The 17,710-nt window shown below is 62.4% G+C and carries 14 protein-coding genes; 11 read left to right on the top strand and 3 right to left on the bottom strand.

The window, feature by feature from the left end; all coding sequences use genetic code 11:
- Nucleotides 1-48 precede the first annotated feature (48 nt).
- From BLT26_RS14530 to BLT26_RS14520, 3 genes are read left to right on the top strand one after another with little or no spacing between them, the layout of a single operon-like run.
- A complete protein-coding gene (locus BLT26_RS14530) occupies nt 49-1,581 on the top strand; it encodes a thymidine phosphorylase family protein (protein ID WP_245720720.1) in 1,533 nt (510 codons plus the stop codon).
- On the top strand, nt 1,578-2,501 hold the full coding sequence (locus tag BLT26_RS14525) for a ribose-phosphate diphosphokinase (protein ID WP_217631459.1): 924 nt from the start codon (nt 1,578-1,580) through the stop codon (nt 2,499-2,501). The genes BLT26_RS14530 and BLT26_RS14525 overlap by 4 nt, the downstream gene beginning before the upstream one ends.
- A gap of 4 nt (nt 2,502-2,505) precedes the next feature.
- The gene (locus BLT26_RS14520; RefSeq protein WP_091516092.1) at nt 2,506-3,861 is read left to right on the top strand and encodes an MBL fold metallo-hydrolase RNA specificity domain-containing protein; all 1,356 of its coding nucleotides are present in this window, start codon (nt 2,506-2,508) and stop codon (nt 3,859-3,861) included.
- A gap of 17 nt (nt 3,862-3,878) precedes the next feature.
- Here BLT26_RS14520 and hda read toward each other — a convergent pair whose 3' ends face one another.
- On the bottom strand, nt 3,879-4,604 hold the full coding sequence (gene hda, locus BLT26_RS14515) for a DnaA regulatory inactivator Hda (protein ID WP_091516088.1): 726 nt from the start codon (nt 4,602-4,604) through the stop codon (nt 3,879-3,881).
- A gap of 1 nt (nt 4,605) precedes the next feature.
- Entirely contained in the window at nt 4,606-5,706 is a 1,101-nt protein-coding gene (locus BLT26_RS14510; RefSeq protein ID WP_091516411.1) for a DUF2066 domain-containing protein, read from the bottom strand.
- Nucleotides 5,707-5,892: 186 nt separating this feature from the next.
- Between BLT26_RS14510 and purM the strand changes: the two genes are divergently transcribed.
- The 8 genes from purM to BLT26_RS14470 all read left to right on the top strand — a co-directional run bounded on the left by purM (nt 5,893) and on the right by BLT26_RS14470 (nt 15,407).
- Nucleotides 5,893-6,939 (top strand): phosphoribosylformylglycinamidine cyclo-ligase, encoded by a 1,047-nt coding sequence (gene purM / locus BLT26_RS14505; protein ID WP_091516084.1) that lies wholly within the window; start codon nt 5,893-5,895, stop codon nt 6,937-6,939.
- A 17-nt stretch (nt 6,940-6,956) separates the two neighbouring features.
- Nucleotides 6,957-7,610 (top strand): phosphoribosylglycinamide formyltransferase, encoded by a 654-nt coding sequence (purN, locus tag BLT26_RS14500; RefSeq protein WP_091516409.1) that lies wholly within the window; start codon nt 6,957-6,959, stop codon nt 7,608-7,610.
- Nucleotides 7,611-7,726: 116 nt separating this feature from the next.
- Complete coding sequence (locus tag BLT26_RS14495) at nt 7,727-8,404, top strand: DUF3108 domain-containing protein (protein ID WP_245720719.1); 678 nt, start codon at nt 7,727-7,729, stop codon at nt 8,402-8,404.
- Between the two features lie 250 nt (nt 8,405-8,654).
- Complete coding sequence (locus tag BLT26_RS14490; protein ID WP_091516082.1) at nt 8,655-10,106, top strand: OmpP1/FadL family transporter; 1,452 nt, start codon at nt 8,655-8,657, stop codon at nt 10,104-10,106.
- 513 nt (nt 10,107-10,619) lie between these two features.
- Nucleotides 10,620-11,996, top strand: a complete 1,377-nt coding sequence (locus tag BLT26_RS14485) for a CmpA/NrtA family ABC transporter substrate-binding protein (protein WP_091516079.1) — start codon at nt 10,620-10,622, stop codon at nt 11,994-11,996.
- A gap of 69 nt (nt 11,997-12,065) precedes the next feature.
- A complete protein-coding gene (locus BLT26_RS14480; protein ID WP_091516075.1) occupies nt 12,066-13,061 on the top strand; it encodes an ABC transporter permease in 996 nt (331 codons plus the stop codon).
- A gap of 54 nt (nt 13,062-13,115) precedes the next feature.
- Nucleotides 13,116-13,994 (top strand): ABC transporter ATP-binding protein, encoded by an 879-nt coding sequence (locus BLT26_RS14475; RefSeq protein ID WP_091516072.1) that lies wholly within the window; start codon nt 13,116-13,118, stop codon nt 13,992-13,994.
- 138 nt (nt 13,995-14,132) lie between these two features.
- Entirely contained in the window at nt 14,133-15,407 is a 1,275-nt protein-coding gene (locus BLT26_RS14470) for a hypothetical protein (protein ID WP_091516069.1), read from the top strand.
- Nucleotides 15,408-15,632: 225 nt separating this feature from the next.
- On the opposite strand, the gene BLT26_RS14465 is transcribed toward BLT26_RS14470, so the two are convergent.
- Nucleotides 15,633-17,522, bottom strand: a complete 1,890-nt coding sequence (locus tag BLT26_RS14465; RefSeq protein ID WP_091516067.1) for a M2 family metallopeptidase — start codon at nt 17,520-17,522, stop codon at nt 15,633-15,635.
- Nucleotides 17,523-17,710 lie beyond the last annotated feature (188 nt).

Below are 17,710 nucleotides of genomic sequence, written 5' to 3'. Positions count from 1 at the left end.
AAAGGAAGCCGCCGGGCGCTCGCTTCCGGCCGTGCCGGGAAGAAAGGAGTGACAGCAATCCACGAGATACCATGTGACCAGTGCCTGCGCGCCAGGCTGATGGGCATCGATACCCACGAGGAAGCCATCGTGTTCATGCGGGAGGACTGCGCCATCTGCCGGGCGGAGGGATTTACCGCAAATACCCGCCTGCAGGTGAAAAGCACCGACCGCAGCCTGATCGCCACCCTGCACACTGTCAGTGCGGGTGTCTTGCCAAGCGGCGTGATTGGCTTCTCCGACAGCGCCTGGGAGTTTCTCAACCTGAGTCCCGGCGACGAGGTCGAGGTCCGGCATGCACCGCTGGTCCACTCGCTCAGCGCATTGCGCCGAAAAATCGACGGTTATGAGCTGAGTGAACACGAAATCAATGGCATCATCGGCGACATCAGCCGACGCCTGTATTCGGATATCGAGATTGCCGCTTTCCTGACTACCTGCGCTACCGGGGGAGTCACCCGGCGGGAAACCCGCGCCCTGACCGATGCCATGGTCAAGAGCGGCAATCGCCTGCAGTGGCCGGAGTACCCGCGCGTATTCGACAAACACTGTATCGGCGGCCTGCCCGGCAATCGCACCACCCCCATCGTGATCTCCATTGCCAGCGCCGCCGGGCTGCTGATTCCCAAAACCTCCTCCCATGCCATCACCTCGCCCGCAGGGACCGCTGACACCATGTCCGTCCTCACCAGGGTCGACCTCTCCCTACGGGCCCTGAAGCGGGTGGTTAACGAGACCGGCGCCTGTCTCGCCGCCGGTGGCCGGGTCGGCCTGAGCCCCACGGATGACATCCTGATCCGCATAGAGCGCGCGCTGAACCTGGACAGCGAGGGCCAGCTGGTGGCCTCGGTGCTGTCCAAGAAAGTGGCCGCCGGCTCCACCCATGTACTGATCGATATGCCGGTTGGCCCCACGGCCAAACTGCGCGACCAGAACCAGGCCCAGCGACTGGCCCGGCTGTTTTCCGCCGTCGCCGAGGACCTGCAGCTGGTGCTTCGCTGCGTAATCACTGACGGCACGCAGCCGGTCGGCTACGGCATCGGTCCGGTAGAGGAAGCACGCGATGTGCTGACGGTGCTGCGCAACCAGGCCGGTGCGCCTGCAGACCTGGCCGATCGCGCGGTGCTGCTCGCTTCCCACCTGCTGGCAATGGCCAGCGGTGAAAGCGACGCCCACTGCCAGGAGCAGGCCCGGCACCTGCTCACTTCCGGTGCGGCGAACCGGCAGTTCGAGCGAATCTGCGCTGCCCAGGGCGGGCTCCGCGAGCCGACCGGCGCGCGCTACCAGGCTGTGCTGCAGGCCGGGCGCTCCGGTGTCCTGGCAGCTGTGGACAACGTGCGCCTGGCGCAACTGGCAAAGCTCGCCGGGGCCCCCTCCTCTCCCGCAGCCGGACTGCGGCTGCATGTGAAGGTCGGCGAGGAAGTCAGCCAGGGCCAGGCCCTGGCGACCCTTTTTGCCACCACGCCCGGTGAGCTGGCATACGCCGAGGAATATTACAGTCGCAACCACAAGCTGTTTTACGTGGGGGAGCCACCGGAATGATGCCGCTGGTCTTCGCGCTGGAGGATGGCTTACCGCTGGCCGGGCCCCTCTGCAAAGCCCTGGGTGCAGAGCGGGGTGAGCTTGTCAGGCGTCGCTTCCCCGACGGGGAAACTTACCTGCGTGTACAAACAGCCCCGCAAGACCGGCATTGCGTTGTCCTCGCCAACCTCTGCAACCCGGACCCGGGCTTCCTCGCCCTGGTATTCCTTGCCGCGACCCTGCGCGAGCTGGGCGCCACCTCGGTGGGCCTGGTAGCGCCCTACCTGAGCTACATGCGCCAGGACAAGCGCTTCCGCGCGGGAGAAGCCGTGAGTTCGCGCATCTTCGCCCGGCGGATATCCGCCGAAGTCGACTGGCTGGCAACCGTCGATCCCCACCTGCACCGGTATCACAGCCTCGGCGAGATCTACTCCATCCCTGCGCTCGCATTGTCCGCCACCGAAACCCTCAGTTCCTGGGTTCGGGAACAGGCAGGGCCGCTGCTGCTGGTCGGCCCGGACAGCGAGAGCCGCCAGTGGGTCGGGGCCCTGGGGCGGAAGGCCGGCCTGCCCTTTGTAGTGGGAGAGAAACTCCGCGCCGGCGACCGCGAGGTGTCGGTCCGCATGCCTGACCTGTCGCCCTACCTGCGGCACAGGGCGCTGATCGTGGACGACATTATTTCCAGTGGCCACACCGTGATGGAGACTGCCGGTGCGCTCCGCCAGGCGGGGCTGGAACAGGTCGAGTGTGCCGCTGTACATGGCATCTTTGCCGGCGATTGCGAGCGGGGATTGCGTGCCGCGGGCATCCGCAGGCTCTACACCAGTAACAGTATCCCCAGCCCCCACTGCGCGTTTGACCTGGCCCCGCTGCTGGCGGACGCGGTGACCGGGCTGCTTGCACAGGGCGGGCGCGGGGCAACGGCGGGTAACCGGAGCTAAGCCAGTGAATATTATCTTCCTGGGGGGAACCCAGACAGTCACCGGATCCAGGTTCCTGGTAGAACACCAGGACACCCGATTACTGGTGGACTGCGGATTGTTCCAGGGCTACAAGTGGCTGCGGGAGCGCAACTGGCAGCCGCCCGCGTTCGACTTCCACAAGCTGGACGGGATCCTGCTGACCCACGCCCACCTGGACCACTCGGGCTACATCCCGCGACTTTACCACCTCGGCTATCGCGGCCCGGTCTACTGCCACCCCGCCACTGTCGACCTCTGCAGCATCCTGCTGCCAGACGCAGGACGCATCCAGGAAGAGGACGCGCGCTTCTATGCCCGCCACAAGCTGGGCAAGCACGCCCACCCGCGCCCCCTTTACGACGGCGAAACCGCTGAGCGAAGCCTGGAGCTGTTCGAGCCCATCGATTTCGGGCAATCGCTGCGTGTCGGTGGCCTGTCGGCTTCCCTGCAGCATGCGGGGCACATCCTGGGCGCGGCCAGCGGGATAGTGGAGGCGGACGGGCATCGTATCGGGTTCTCCGGCGATGTGGGCCGTCCCGATGACGTGCTCATGTACCCGCCCGACCCACTGCCCGCCCTCGACCTGCTACTGCTCGAATCCACCTACGGTGACCGCCGGCACCCCGAACTGGATGTGCAGGAAGAGCTGAACCGGGTGGTAAATGAAGTGGTGGGCCGGGGCGGGGTGCTGGTGATCCCGAGTTTCGCCGTGGGCCGGGCCCAGACACTCCAGCACATGCTGGTGAGGGCTATGGATGCCGGAGACATCCCGCGGTTACCGGTGTTCCTGGACAGCCCCATGGCCATCGACGCCTCGGGCATTTACAGCCGCTATCCCGAGCTCCACCGCCTGTCGGAAGCCGAATGCCGGCGGATGAGCCAGGACGTCACTTACACGCGCGAAATCGAGGAATCCAAGGCTCTGGAGAATATCCAGTACCCCCATATCATTATCGCCGGCAGCGGCATGGCCTCGGGCGGAAGGGTCCTCCACCACCTCAAGCGACTGCTGCCCAACCACCGCACCACCGTGCTGTTTGTCGGCTACCAGGCGGGAGGCACCAGGGGGGCACGGATGCTGGCTGGCGGCAGCTCGGTGAAGATTCATGGCGAGTACATTCCCTGCCGGGCGCGGGTGGAGATGCTGGATGGGCTCTCGGCCCACGCAGACTACCGGGACCTCGAGCGCTGGCTGCAGGCATCGAGCCTGCGAGCTGGCACGGTAATCCAGCTGGTGCACGGGGAGCCGGACGCCGCCGACTGCCTGCGGCTGTACCTGCAGGACCACACCCGGTTCAAGGTGAGCGTGGCCCAGTATCGCCAGATAGTGCGACTCTGAGCCTGGTGGCAGGGGGATCAGATCTTCAGCACTTCCTTTACGAACGGGATGGTGATTTTGCGCTTGGCCATGAGCGACGCGCGATCCAGCTGCTCCAGGCAGGAGAACAGCGCCCCCGTATGCCGCGGGGCCCGGTGAAGGATGTACAGCGCCACGTCCTCGGGCAGGTCGAAGCCGCGCAGTCGGCTGCGCCGGCGCAGTGCTGCCAGCTTGTCGCTGTCGTTGAGCGACTGCAGCTGGAATGTGAGCCCCCATTGCAGTCGGGAGGCGAGATCCGCCAGTTCCAGCCCGAGGCCACGGGGTGAACGGCGCGCCCCCAGCAGCATCTGCCCACCGCCGTCGCGCACGCGATTGTAGAGATGGAACAACGCCGTCTGCCACTGTTGCTGGCCCTGCAGCAGGTGAAGGTCGTCGATACAGACCAGTTCGAGCTGCTCCAGGCCGTCGAAGATCACGGCAGGGTTCATGGGAAGCAGTTCACCAAGCGGCAGGTACTGGAAACTGCGCCCGGCCTCCTCGGCGCTCTGGCAGGCAGACTGCAGCAAGTGGCTGACACCTGCGCCCTCCTCCCCCCAGAGGTAAATCACCTGCTCTGGCAGGCGGCCCGCAGCGAAGTCCTTCAACGCGGTCACCGCCTGGCGATTGGGGTCATCCGGCGAAAGGTAAAAATTATCAAAGGTGGCGTCATCGCGCAGTGATACCCCCAGGGGCAGCTGCTGCGGCACGCCGCTATCTCTTTCCATCTCAGTGCCAGCGGTAACGCAGGGGGTTCTCCATGCTGCCCAGGGGCGCACGATAGCCGTTGAGGTCAATGGGGTCCTGCTCCGCCTCTGCCTGTAACTTGCGGTTGAGGGCCAGGGCGTCGCGCAGGTTTTGCATCGGCACCGCAGTGCTGAGCTCGACACGCATACGGTCGCTGTCCACCTGCAGGAGGTCCGCGCGACTGACCTGCGCCAGTCCCCGCAGGAATGCAGATGCCTCGGAGTAGTCCGCGAAAGAGGAGATACCCACCAGTTCCAGCACCACGGAGCTGGCCTCACCGCCAACAGTCGGGCGAACTGCGTAGCGCTGCGCGAGCAGGTTGGCGGCCTCGTCGATGCCCTGCTGGGCCACCGCCTCCGGCGAGTCCCCACTCGCATCGAAAGCATAGGTGCGGCCACCGTGCGTCAGCAGCCAGTTAGCCTGCCATCGCCCCTGTGAGAGCTGCAGCAGGCGTCCCATCAGGCTTGCGTCGGGCTGGTAGCGCGCGCTGGCATCCTTTACCGCGCGCTCATCCTGGGCCCACAGGGTGCCGAGCGGCATGGCCCGGCGATCCGCCCCGTCCAGCGCCGGGAACTCCAGGGGCAGACCGCGGGCAACGGCGGCCGCTTCCAGGGTGGCGTATAGCTCGGGGAAGTCGGTGTCACTGACATAACTGCGACCGCCCTGCAGCGTATCCACCGCCAGCCATACGAGTGTCCCCGGGCGGTTGTTCGGCCACATGGGAAGCTGCAGCTCGTGGACCTTGTCGCTCACGGCGCGCGCGTCGTAAGACAGGTGCACGTAGAGCTGGTCGTCCTCGGTAACGTAGCGGTAGCTCTGCATAAACGCCTGCGCGTCGCGCAATGCCGGCCCCAGTACCGGGTTACCGGCAATGGCGGGATCGCCGGTCACGCGTACGAATACCTGCTCCAGGCCCCGGCTACTGGCTTCAGCCCGGTCGCCCGCGTCGCGGCTGGGCACCGGCTCAACCACCTCATAGAGGTCGGCGATGACCCGCGCCTGCGCGGGCAGCACCGCGAGGCACACGGCCAGGGCCATTAGTCTTGCCGCTGTCGCCAAACCGTGCCGCACCAGCTTCTGCATCTCTTCAAACTCCCACAAACCTAGAATCGGGCAAACCAGCCTCGCTGGTGCCAGGAGGCCCGGGTCGGACCGGGCCTGGGGGGCTATTGTATCAGTGTCGGTTTTTTCTCCCAGCCCCGAGTTCGCACATTTGGGGGAATTTCCTCTAGAATACGCGCCCTCTGAAAGCCCATTGCAGGATGAACCATGAGCGATTCCAAGCCCCAGTCACTCAGTTACAAAGACGCCGGTGTCGATATCGACGCGGGCAATGCCCTGGTCGACCGCATCAAGCACGTCGCCAAGCGGACCCAGCGCCCGGAGGTCATGGGTGGGCTGGGCGGGTTCGGCGCCCTGTGCGAGCTCCCGAAGGGGTACCAGGAGCCGGTGCTGGTCTCGGGTACCGACGGCGTGGGCACCAAGCTGCGCCTGGCCATGGACCTGGGCATCCACGACAGCATCGGTATCGACCTGGTGGCCATGTGTGTCAATGACCTGGTGGTCGCTGGCGCCGAACCCCTGTTCTTCCTCGATTACTATGCTACCGGCAAGCTGAACGTGGATATCGCTGCAGAAGTGGTCAGCGGTATCGGCGAGGGCTGCGAGCTGGCGGGATGCGCCCTGGTGGGCGGCGAGACCGCCGAGATGCCCGGCATGTACGAGGGCGACGACTACGACCTGGCCGGCTTCTGCGTGGGCGTGGTGGAGAAGTCCGGCATTATCGACGGCAGCAAGGTAGCCGCCGGGGATAAGCTGATCGGCCTCGCCGCGAGCGGCCCCCACTCCAACGGCTACTCCCTGATCCGCAAGGTACTGGAAATCAGTGGCGCCGACCTGCAACAGGAGATCGGCGGGAAGTCGCTGGCCCAGGCCCTGATGGCACCGACCAGGATCTACGTCAAGAACCTGCTGGAGCTGGTAAAAAAATCCCAGGTGAATGCGCTGAGCCACATCACCGGTGGCGGCCTGCTGGAAAACCTCCCCCGGGTACTGCCGGAGGGCACCTGCGCCCGCATCGACACTTCCAGCTGGGAAATGCCGCCCGTGTTCGAGTGGCTGCGCACAACCGGCAATATCGAGCGGCGCGAGATGTACCGCACCTTCAACTGCGGCGTGGGCATGGTGGTGTGTGTACCCGCCGAGCGCGCCGACGAGGCGCTGGAAATCCTGCGAACGGCCGGTGAGGAAGCCTTTGTCATCGGCAGTATCGAGACTGCTACTGGCGGAGAGGCCGTGGAGCTGACGGGACTCTGATGGCGCGGAAGGCTCTGATGGCGCAGAAAAAATGCCAGGTGGCCGTGCTGATCTCCGGCAGCGGCACCAACCTGCAAGCCCTGATCGACGCGGCGGCAGCCGAAGACGCCGGCTTCGAGCTGTGCGCGGTCATCAGTAACAAGGCCGACGCTTACGGCCTGACCCGGGCCCGCGACGCGGGCATCCCCGCCGCAGTGGTAAGCCACCGGGACTACGCCGACAGGGAGTCCTTCGATCGGGCCCTGATCGAGTGTATCGATGGCCACGGTGCGGAGCTGGTGGTGCTGGCCGGGTTCATGCGCATCCTCACCCCGGGATTCGTGCGCCACTACAGCGGCCGCCTGCTGAATATCCACCCTTCCCTGCTGCCAAAATACCAGGGGCTAAACACCCACCAGCGAGCGCTCGACGCCGGGGACGCAGAGCACGGGGTAACTGTGCACTTCGTCACCGAGGAGCTCGACGGTGGCCCTCCCATCGTCCAGGCAGTGGTTCCGGTGGAACCGGGTGACACGGCCGGGATACTGGCAAAGCGGGTCCAGCAACGTGAGCACAGCATCTATCCGCTGGCGGTGCGCTGGTTTGCCGGGGGACGCCTGCGTATGGACGGCGAGCGAGTACTGCTCGACGGCGAGCTTCTCCCCCCCAGCGGCAGGGTCATCCGGGACTAGGCGCGGCACTTTTTGCAGCGGGAGACGGTCAAAGCTATCGTAACCCGCTGACAAGCAATGCCTCACCGGACAGGCGTCCGGGAACAGAACACAGGGAGATCTCCGTGCCAGTCCGAATGCTGATCCTGACACTCACCCTAATCACCGGCTTTGCCCGCGCGCAGACACTGGAACCCTTCACCGCGACTTACGCCGCCAACTACAACGGCATCCAGGTCACGGCCGAGCGCGAACTATCCGGTGGTGGTAGCAACTGGCGCCTCGATTTCAGGGCCGATTCCTTTCTCGCGGACATACGCGAATATTCACGCTTCTCCCTCTCCGACTCGCAGATCCGGCCACGCCACTACGAATACCGCCGCACCGGGCTGGGACGGGATCGCGAGACAATCCTGAACTTTGAGCCGCGACGGGTGGTAAATGTGTCCAGGCCAAAGCGCACCCTGGAAGCGGTTCCGGAACAAGTGCATGACAAGGTGAGTTACCAGTTACAACTCGCGCTCGACGTCGCGGCCGGCGAACAGGATCTCACCTATCATGTGGCTGACGGTAAAAAATTACGTACCTACCGCTTTGCGATCGCCGGCAAGGAGATGTTGGAAACGCCACTCGGAAAAGTCGAGACAGTGAAAGTTGAACGCATCCGCGAAGCCGGCGCAGAGCGATCCACCTATATCTGGTTTGCACCGGCGTGGAATCACGCGCTGGTTAAACTGATGCAGGAAGAGGAAGATGGCGAAACCTACCAGATTTCGTTGACCAAATTTTCCAGCGGCACAAAAGACCGCCAGTAAGAATGGAATTTTTTTAAATATCCGGAAAAACCGGGAAAAAATGGCGCGAAATGATAGATTTTTCGCGCTTTTAACCTTATAAAGTGCCCCGCTTGCCCTGAAACAAAGTTTTTGCACTGCTAAAATTTTTGGGTCAGGGAATCAATTGCGAACCGGGAAACCCGACAGGTTTCTCACATCGCGCCCGATACTGTAACGCTTGCAGTGCGCGATGATTATGCCAACAGCAATTCAAACAGAGTGGGACCTCATGAAAAAGCAAATTCTGCGTCGTGCAGTTCTGGCTGCAGCAATCAGCACCGCTTCGAGCGGAACCATGGCTGCGGGTTTTTACCTGCAGGAAACCAACCCCTCAGGCCTTGGCCGCGCCTTCGCGGCGGAAAACACCATCGGTGACAACGCCGCCATCCTGGCCCGCAACCCGGCCGGCTCCGCTCTGTTCGACCGCATCTCGCTGTCCGCGGGTGTCACCTATGTAAACCCGGAAATCGACGCGGCCGGCGATGTTACCTTCGCCGTTGTAGGCACCAACCCGGTAACCGGCGAGCCGGTGCCCCTCGCCCAACTCGGTCCGTTCCGCGACACCGCCAACGACTACGCCACCGATGCCTTCGTGCCTAACTTTGCGCTCGCGGTTCCTTTCGACGATTGCTGGTCTTTCGGCCTGGCCATGTTCACCGACTACGGCCTGGAAACCGATTTCAACCCGGACTGGCTGGTGACGCATATCGCCGACAAGACCGAATTGCTGACCGTCAATATCGCGCCGTCGGTGGCCTACGACTTCAATGACCAGTTCAGCATCGGCCTGGCCGTGAACTTCATGTACGCGGACGCGACCCTGAAGACCAAGGTGCCCCGCAACCTGAGCCAGCAGACCGGCCTGTTCCTGCCGAACGGCTCCGCCATCCCGGAGCTCAGCATTCTGGACCTTGAGGGTGATGACTGGGATGTGGGCTGGACCCTGGGTGCGCTGTGGCATATCAACGACCGGACCCGCTTCGGCATCTCCTACCACTCGGAGCTGGATCCCGAGCTCGACGGCGATGTCAGCTCCGATGCCCTCCCCAATAACCTGGGCGGCATCGGCCTGAACAATGAATCCGCCAACCTGACCCTGGACCTGCCCGACACCCTCGAGCTGGGCTTCTATCACCGCTTCAACAGCCAGTGGGGCCTGGCACTGGGCGCCATGTGGACCGACTGGGATGACTTCGAGCGCCTGGAGGGCTTCATCCCGGGCCAGCGCTTTGGTATTGATCCCGAGCCCTACAACCCGCTGCTGATCAAGGAAGAGAACTTCGAGTCCGGCATGCGTTACAGCATCGCCGGTGAGTACTACCCCTGTGAAGAAGTGACCTGGCGCATCGGTTACGCCTACGACGAGGGTGCTGCGCGCGATGGCCTGAACAATGCAGAGACTGCCGAATTCGGCCTGCCGATCACCTGGCGCACCCTCTCCATCCCGGATACCGATCGCCAGTGGGTGACCTTCGGCGGCACCTACAAGTTTGACGACCAGCTGTCGATCGACGGCGGCTTCGCCTACCTGTGGGGTGATGATGAAACCATCCAGGAAGGCAGCATTATCCCGACCGATACGCTGGTAGGACCGGGCACAGCACTGGTCACCTACTTCGATGGCGAAACCACCAATATCGAGGCGTGGCTCGCCGGTGTATCCATCAACTACAACTTCTGATTCCCGCCCAGGGAAACAGTAGCGAAGGCCGGGCACCAGGTGCCCGGCTTTTTTGTATTTCCTTCCCCACTTTACCCGTCAACACCTGTCACTGCCCCATTGGGCAGCGCTCTCGACTGGCCGGTGCACTAAACCGGGGCTCTTTTCGCTGTGACAGCCTCGCGCGGCTGTGAGCCGTGCCCTTGCTGCCACAGCGAGTTTCCCTGGAAACTCATCACGTACACCGCCCGCCAGGCGCTGGCCTGGCCCGGCTGCACCAGTGCTATGGCCCCCAAAAGGCGGATTGGCACGATCCCTGCAGAGATACCTGGCAAATGGCATCCGCGGTGGAGAGCAGCTCTTCCATCCAGAGGCCGGGGCCATTACCAGCTTTGAGTAAGACCAGGCATCGCCCAGTGCGGTGCTCCCGTGAGCAGAGGCGCTCATTGACCCACCCAACCCGGGCGCGGATCAATGAGCGCCTTTTTTTTTGCTCCCGACCTGGACCGGAAACACTGCACAGGAGAAATGCACATGAAATGGGCAAATACCATCAGGGCCGCGGTCGCCACCCTCGCCTTTGCTACCGGGCTGGGCGCGACCACAGCCCAGGCAGCCAAACTGGGCTACCCGGAAAAAGAAGAGCTGACCTTCGGGTTTATCAAACTGACCGATATGGCGCCGATTGCCATCGCCTACGAGAAAGGTTTTTTTGAGGATGAGGGGCTCTACGTCACCATCGAGGCCCAGGCCAACTGGAAAGTCCTGCTCGACGGTGTGATTGACGGCCGCCTGGACGGGGCCCATATGCTGGCCGGGCAACCGATTGCGGCCACCATGGGGTTCGGCACACAGGCGGACATCATTACGCCCTTCTCCATGGACCTGAATGGTAATGGCATCACAGTCTCCAACGAGATCTGGAGCCAGATGAAACCCAATATCGCCCGGCGCGAGGACGGCCTGCCGGAGCACCCGATCAAGGCGGACGCACTGAAACCGGTAGTGGAGAAATACAGGGCAGCGGGCAAACCCTTCAATATGGGCATGGTGTTCCCGGTCTCGACGCATAACTATGAACTGCGCTACTGGCTGGCCGCCGGGGGGATCCACCCGGGCTATTACGCCCCGCACAAGGGTGATATCTCCGGCCAGATCGACGCGGAGGCCCTGCTCTCGGTCACACCCCCACCACAGATGCCCGCCACCCTGGAAGCGGGGACAATTTACGGCTACTGCGTGGGTGAACCCTGGAACCAGCAGGCCGTGTTCAAGGACATCGGCGTGCCGGTAGTGACCGATTATGAAATCTGGAAAAACAACCCGGAAAAAGTCTTCGGGATTACTAAGGGGTTCGCCGAAAAATACCCCAACACTACAGTCCGTATCACGCGCGCGCTCATTCGCGCGGCCATGTGGCTGGACGACAACAATAATGCGAACCGCCCCGAAGCAGTGAAAATACTGTCCCAGTCCCATTACGTGGGCGCCGACTACGATGTAATCGCCAACAGCATGACCGGCACTTTCGAGTACGAGAAAGGCGACAAGCGTGCTGTCCCGGACTTCAATGTGTTCTTTCGCTACAACGCCACCTACCCCTACTACTCGGATGCCATCTGGTACATGACACAGATGCGCCGGTGGGGGCAGATACCGGAGGACCGGAGTGACGATTGGTACAAGGAGCTCGCCGCGAAGGTATACCGCCCGGACATCTACGAGGCCGCGGCCCGATCGCTGATCGAGGAGGGACTCGCATCCGCCGACCAGTTCCCGGACTTCGCAACCGAGGACGGTTTCCGGGATCCGCAGACCCACTTTATCGACGGGATTGTGTACAACGGCCACCAACCAAACGCGTACATCGACAAGTTCCCCATCGGTCTGAAAAGCGGCGAGAAACTCTGATCCGGTTTCCCGCCGGGCAAAACTTGCAAGCCCCGGCCAGGGGCAAACACGGAATCGAGGTAAGGATTTATGAGCACGATTACCATGACCCCGGGCAGGCTGTTGCGCTGGAAGCCGCAGGTCGACGGCAGGGGTTTACTGACCACCACAGTAAAGCTAGTGGCCCTGCCTGCGGCAGGCATTCTCGTATTCCTGCTGTTGTGGTCCGCCGGCGCCCGCAATATCGATACGTCCCTGGGACAGTTTCCCGGGCCGCTTGCGGTGGGGGAACAATTCGGGGCCCTTTACACCGAGCACCAGCGCTCGCGGGAAAAAGAAGTCGCCTTCTATGAGCGACAGCGGGAACGCAATGCCAGGCGCGTTGCCGAGGATCCGGGCTATGAGCCGAAAATCCGCGACTACACCGGCAAGGAGACATTCATCGACCAGATCGGCACCAGCCTGGTGACGGTAATGAGTGGCTTCCTGCTCGCCGCCATGATCGCCATTCCCCTCGGCATCGCCATTGGCCTGAGCCCGGGTCTCAATGCCGCCTGCAACCCAATCATCCAGGTGTTCAAGCCGGTCTCTCCCCTGGCGTGGTTGCCGCTGGTCACCATGGTCGTGAGTGCGCTGTATGCCACCCCCGATCCGGTCATCGCCAAGTCGTTCATCAACTCCATGATCACAGTGACACTGTGCTGTCTCTGGCCGATGGTAATCAATACCGCTGTGGGCGTGGCATCGATTGACCGGGACCTGGTCAACGTCAGCCGGGTACTTCGCCTGCCCCCGTTACAGCACGTACGCCGCATAGTGCTGCCGGCCTCAGTACCAATGATTTTCACCGGCATGCGCCTGTCACTGGGCGTGGCGTGGATGGTATTGATTGCCGCAGAAATGCTGGCGCAGAACCCCGGCCTGGGAAAGTTCGTCTGGGATGAATTCCAGAACGGCAGCTCTGATTCACTGGCAAGGATCATGGCTGCGGTCATCGTGATCGGGTTTATCGGCTTCCTGCTGGATCGCTCGATGCTGCAGCTGCAACGTTTCTTCTCCTGGGACAAGGGCACAGCAACCCACTGACACAGTTAACAATTTCTAAAACGTCATTAGTAAAAATACAGACCAAGGTTCATTATGAGCGTGCTTCTCGATATCAGCCAGGTAGGCATGGAGTTTCCCACCAACGACGGTCCCTTTACGGCGTTGCGCGACGTCAACCTGAAGATCCGGAAGGGTGAGTTTGTATCACTGATCGGCCATTCCGGCTGTGGCAAGTCCACCGTCCTCAATATCGTGGCCGGATTGCACCGGGCAACCAGCGGCGGCGTCATTCTGGATGGCCGGGAGGTGACAGATCCCGGGCCGGAGCGGGCGGTGGTATTCCAGAACCACTCACTGCTGCCGTGGCTGACCGCCTACGAAAATGTCGAGCTGGCAGTCAGGCAGGTTTTCGGCAAGACCCGCGGTAAAGCCGAGCAACGGGAATGGATCGAGCATAACCTGAAGCTGGTGCATATGGAGCATGCGATGCAGAAACGGCCGGGGGAAATTTCCGGGGGCATGAAACAGCGGGTAGGTATCGCGCGGGCACTGGCAATGCAGCCCAAGGTACTACTGATGGATGAACCCTTCGGTGCCCTTGATGCGCTGACACGTGCGCACATGCAGGACTCGCTGATGGAAATCCAGGCAGAACTCAATAACACCGTGATCATGATTACCCACGACGTCGACGAGGCGGTACTGCTGTCGGACCGGATTGTCATGATGACCAACGGCCCGGCGGCCACGATCGGCGAGGTGCTCGAGGTCGACCTGGAACGCCCGCGTCATCGCCTCGAGCTGGCCGGGGACCCGCGCTACAACCGGCTCAGGGCCAGGGTGCTGAAGTTCCTGCACGAGCGACACGGAGGTTCACCGCGTAACGATTCCACTTCCAAGACCAGCACCACCAGAGCGGCGGCTGACGAACCTGCCGTCCACGAGGCTGAAGGTGTTGAAAGCGCGGCGTGAGCCCCTGTCTCTACGCCGGTGGACTGGGCCGCTCCGCGCCCCAGCAAGAGTTCGAAAGCGATCCAGTCGCTGAAGTCGAGTGACGGCAGCCCGGTCTCAGCCCGGGAAAAGACCAGTAAATAAAAACCGGAGACAACCATGAACGGACACACACCAGGCCCCAGGGCGACCCTGATCGCCGCAACCTTTACCGGCCTCAGTGCCGCCAGCACTCTCGCCCTGGCCGCCGATACACCGGCCGCAACACCATCGGCTGCGCAGGATAACCTCTCCGTGGAAAGCACTGCCTCGCCGGCAAGCACTGAGGAATCACTGGGCTTTGCCGATTCCCTGAGCCAGGGCGCGGCTACGCTCGGTTTCCGCGCACGCAATGAAACGGTGGATGTCGACGGCGCCGATGCAGTCGACCTGGCGAGCCTTCGCACTCGCCTGACCGTGACGTCAGGCAGTTACCACGGTTTCTCTGCCCTGGTGGAGATGGACGATGTCACGCACCTGTCCGACTTCGAGGGGGGCGTCGCCGACCCGGAGGGAACCGAAGTGAACCAGTACCTGCTTTCCTATCAGGCAGGTGCCACCACCCTCAAGTATGGCCGCCAGCGCATACTCCTGGACAACCAGCGCTTTGTCGGCGGTGTGGGTTTTCGCCAGAACGAGCAGACCTATGATGGTTTCACCATCAGCAATACCAGCCTCCCTGACACCACCCTCTTCCTTGCCCATATCAATAACGTCAACCGTATCTTTGGCGAGAATAGTCCGCTCGGTGACCACGATAGCGACACTTACCTGCTGAACGGTGGTTACGGTGGCCTCAGCGCGGGTACCCTGACCGGCTACGCCTACCTGATCGACAATAAAACCGCGCCGGTCTTCTCCACGGATACCTATGGCCTGCGATTTGCCGGCAGTACAGGAAGCCTCAGTTACCAGCTGGAGTATGCAATCCAGGAAGCGGCCGCAGATAACCCGGCCGACTATGAGGCGGATTACATGCTGGTGGACGGCGGCTACAAACTTGGCCCGGTCAGCCTGTCGGCAGGCTACGAACTGCTGGGTGCTGACGGTATTGCGGGGCAGTTCATTACCCCGCTGGCGACCCTGCACAAGTTCCAGGGGTGGAACGACAAATTCCTTGGCGGCGGTACCGGCAATATCGCCGGTGGAATCGAGGATATCTACGTTTCCGCCGGCACTTCACTGGCCGGCGTCAAGGTGGCGCTGAACTACCACCAGCTGAATTCTGACGACGCCCGGGCTTCCGGCATGGACCAGCTCGGTAACGAGTACGGCTTCCTGGTAGCGGGCAAGCTGGGGCCAGTCGGCCTGAGCCTGAAGTACAGCCAGTACGTCGCCGACGAGTTCAGTGTGGATACTGACAAGCTCTGGCTTACGGCACAGGCGGAATTCTGACGCACCGACAGGCGCCGCCTCACCGCGGCCGCCCCTGCCAATAAAAAAGCCCGGCAATGCCGGGCTTTTTCGTTTCGGACAGCGAGCAGTGCTCGCGACAATGCCGATATCAGTTCTTTCCTCGCCATCCCTGGCGCTACCACTGAGCGTTTGATCAAGCCCCGGCCCGGCCGTCCGTGGCCGGTCGAATAATCAAGCAGCGAGCAGTGCTCGCTATGCGCTTGATTATTCCCAGCCGCACTGGCGGCCCTGGTTCTGCTCTTCCAGGTAGGCCATCAGCGGCTTGAAGTAATCGATGATCGCCGCGGCATCCAGCTCGCGCTGGCCGGTCAGGGCTTCCATGGCATCCGGCCACGGCTTACTGGCGCCCATGGCCAGCATGTTGCGCAGCTTCTCACCGGCCTCCGCATTGTTGTAGATGGAGCAGCGGTGCAGCGGCCCTTCGAAGCCGGCAGCATCACACAGGGCGCGGTGGAACTGGAACTGCTGGATCCGGGCAAGGAAATACCGCGCGTAGGGAGTATTTCCGGGGATGTGGTATTTCGCACCCGGATCGAAGTTTTCCTCGCTGCGCGCAACCGGGGCCTGGATACCCTGGTAATCCTCGCGCAACTGCCACCAGGCCTTGTTGTAGTCCGCCGGCTTCACCTCACCGTTGAATACCTGCCAGCGCCACTTGTCAACCAGCAGGCCGAACGGCAGGAAGGCGATCTTGTCCAGTGCCTGGCGCATCAGGAAGCCCAGGTCCTTGCTCTCGTCCGGCACCTCGTCCATCAGGCCGATCTGCTTGAGGTATTTCGGCGTAATGGAAAGCGCGATGGCATCGCCCACAGCCTCGTGGAAGCCATCGTTGGCGCCCTCCTGGTACAGGAACGGCTGGTCGTTGTAGATGCGCTGGTAAAAGTTGTGCCCCAGCTCATGGTGGATGGTGATGAAATCATCCGCCGTCTTCTGGATACACATCTTGATGCGCAGGTCATCCTTGTTATCGACGTTCCAGGCGCTCGCGTGACACACCACGTCGCGGTCACGCGGCTTGGTAAACTGGGAGCGCTCCCAGAAGGTCTCGGGTAGCGGTTCAAAGCCCAGCGAGGTGAAGAACTTCTCGCCCACCTTGACCATTTCCTTTTCATCCATGCCGGACTCGACCACCAGCTTGGTCAGGTCGTAGGGGGCCTCCATGTCCTGGTCCTTGACCACGTCATAGATATTGCCCCACTCCTGCGCCCACATGTTGCCGAGCAGGTGAGCGGGAATCTTGCCGTTCGGCGGCACCACGTCGTCACCGTAGCGCTCGTTGAGCTTGGCCCGCACATGGCAGTGCAGCGCCTCATACAGCGGCTTGACCTTATTCCACTGCGCATCCATGTCCTGCGCAAAGGCATCCGGACCCATGTCGTACTTGGAGCGCCACATGGTGCTCAGGTTGTCGTAACCCAGCTCCTGCGCACCGGCATTGGCGATTTCCACCTGGCGCTCGTACAGCGGCTTCATGGGCGGGGAAACCTCGCGCCAGCCGACCCACAGCTCCTTCAGCTTCTCCGGGTCGCGGCTCTCCGCCATGATGCGCCCCATCTCGGTCAGGCTGTAACACTTTTCAGTGTCACCCTCGCCGCTGCAGTACTGGCCGGCGCCGTACATTCCCTGCAGCTTGGAACCGATCTGGGCCAGTTCGGCGGTCAGCTCGGGATCCTGCGGGGCGGGAAGCACCAGGCCCTGCTTGAGCATGGTCAGCTGGCGCCGGGTTTCCGCATCCAGTTCCAGGTCGTCGAAACGGGCCGCTTCATTGGCCAGCTCCACGGCCAGTGCCGTGTAGCGCTCCGAGGCCAGAGCTTCGGTAAACTGTGAGTCCACATTGATATAGGTGGCTGCGAGCCAGGCTGCGTGGGCGGCTTCCTCAGCCATTTTGGCCAGGCGCTGCTGCGCCTCTTCCAGGAAGACCGTGGCATCCTCTGCGGTGACCGCGCCGTTCTCTGCGGCAGTGCCGGAGGCTTTACCCGCCTGCGCGGTGCTCGTTTCGGCACTCGTGTTCACGGCGGATTCGTCTTCCGCCTGCCGGTTGTCACAGCCAGCCAGCGCAGCTGCTACGGCGACGGCCAGGGCAATCTTCTTCATCGGCTCCCTCTCTGCTTGTCGGTTATATTTGACGACGTTTTATACCATAAGCATGCGGCGAAGCGCGCTGCAGACCAGATGGCATGCGCACAATGGCATGAAATTTCCCCAAGGTCGGGTTTGGCGAATGAAAATCCCGCCGTTTCGGGGCATTGGCGTGGGGTATGGCTGCGCGGGCAGGAATTCGG

It is taken from the genome of Microbulbifer yueqingensis (assembly GCF_900100355.1).
In the GTDB taxonomy this organism is placed as follows: Bacteria; Pseudomonadota; Gammaproteobacteria; order Pseudomonadales; family Cellvibrionaceae; genus Microbulbifer; species Microbulbifer yueqingensis.
The sequence above is the reverse complement of the archived record's forward strand: the minus strand, read 5'-3'. Positions and strand labels throughout refer to the sequence as shown.

Bases quoted from the DNA above. Each gene is read 5' to 3' on its own strand.
- BLT26_RS14475 (WP_091516072.1), top strand. From the start codon at position 13,116: ATGAGCGTGCTTCTCGATATCAGCCAGGTAGGCATGGAGTTTCCCACC.
- BLT26_RS14480 (WP_091516075.1), top strand. From the start codon at position 12,066: ATGAGCACGATTACCATGACCCCGGGCAGGCTGTTGCGCTGGAAGCCG.
- BLT26_RS14510 (WP_091516411.1), bottom strand. From the start codon at position 5,706: ATGCAGAAGCTGGTGCGGCACGGTTTGGCGACAGCGGCAAGACTAATG.
- purM (WP_091516084.1), top strand. From the start codon at position 5,893: ATGAGCGATTCCAAGCCCCAGTCACTCAGTTACAAAGACGCCGGTGTC.
- BLT26_RS14495 (WP_245720719.1), top strand. From the start codon at position 7,727: ATGCTGATCCTGACACTCACCCTAATCACCGGCTTTGCCCGCGCGCAG.
- BLT26_RS14490 (WP_091516082.1), top strand. From the start codon at position 8,655: ATGAAAAAGCAAATTCTGCGTCGTGCAGTTCTGGCTGCAGCAATCAGC.
- purN (WP_091516409.1), top strand. From the start codon at position 6,957: ATGGCGCAGAAAAAATGCCAGGTGGCCGTGCTGATCTCCGGCAGCGGC.
- BLT26_RS14465 (WP_091516067.1), bottom strand. From the start codon at position 17,522: ATGAAGAAGATTGCCCTGGCCGTCGCCGTAGCAGCTGCGCTGGCTGGC.
- BLT26_RS14470 (WP_091516069.1), top strand. From the start codon at position 14,133: ATGAACGGACACACACCAGGCCCCAGGGCGACCCTGATCGCCGCAACC.
- hda (WP_091516088.1), bottom strand. From the start codon at position 4,604: ATGGAAAGAGATAGCGGCGTGCCGCAGCAGCTGCCCCTGGGGGTATCA.
- BLT26_RS14525 (WP_217631459.1), top strand. From the start codon at position 1,578: ATGATGCCGCTGGTCTTCGCGCTGGAGGATGGCTTACCGCTGGCCGGG.
- BLT26_RS14485 (WP_091516079.1), top strand. From the start codon at position 10,620: ATGAAATGGGCAAATACCATCAGGGCCGCGGTCGCCACCCTCGCCTTT.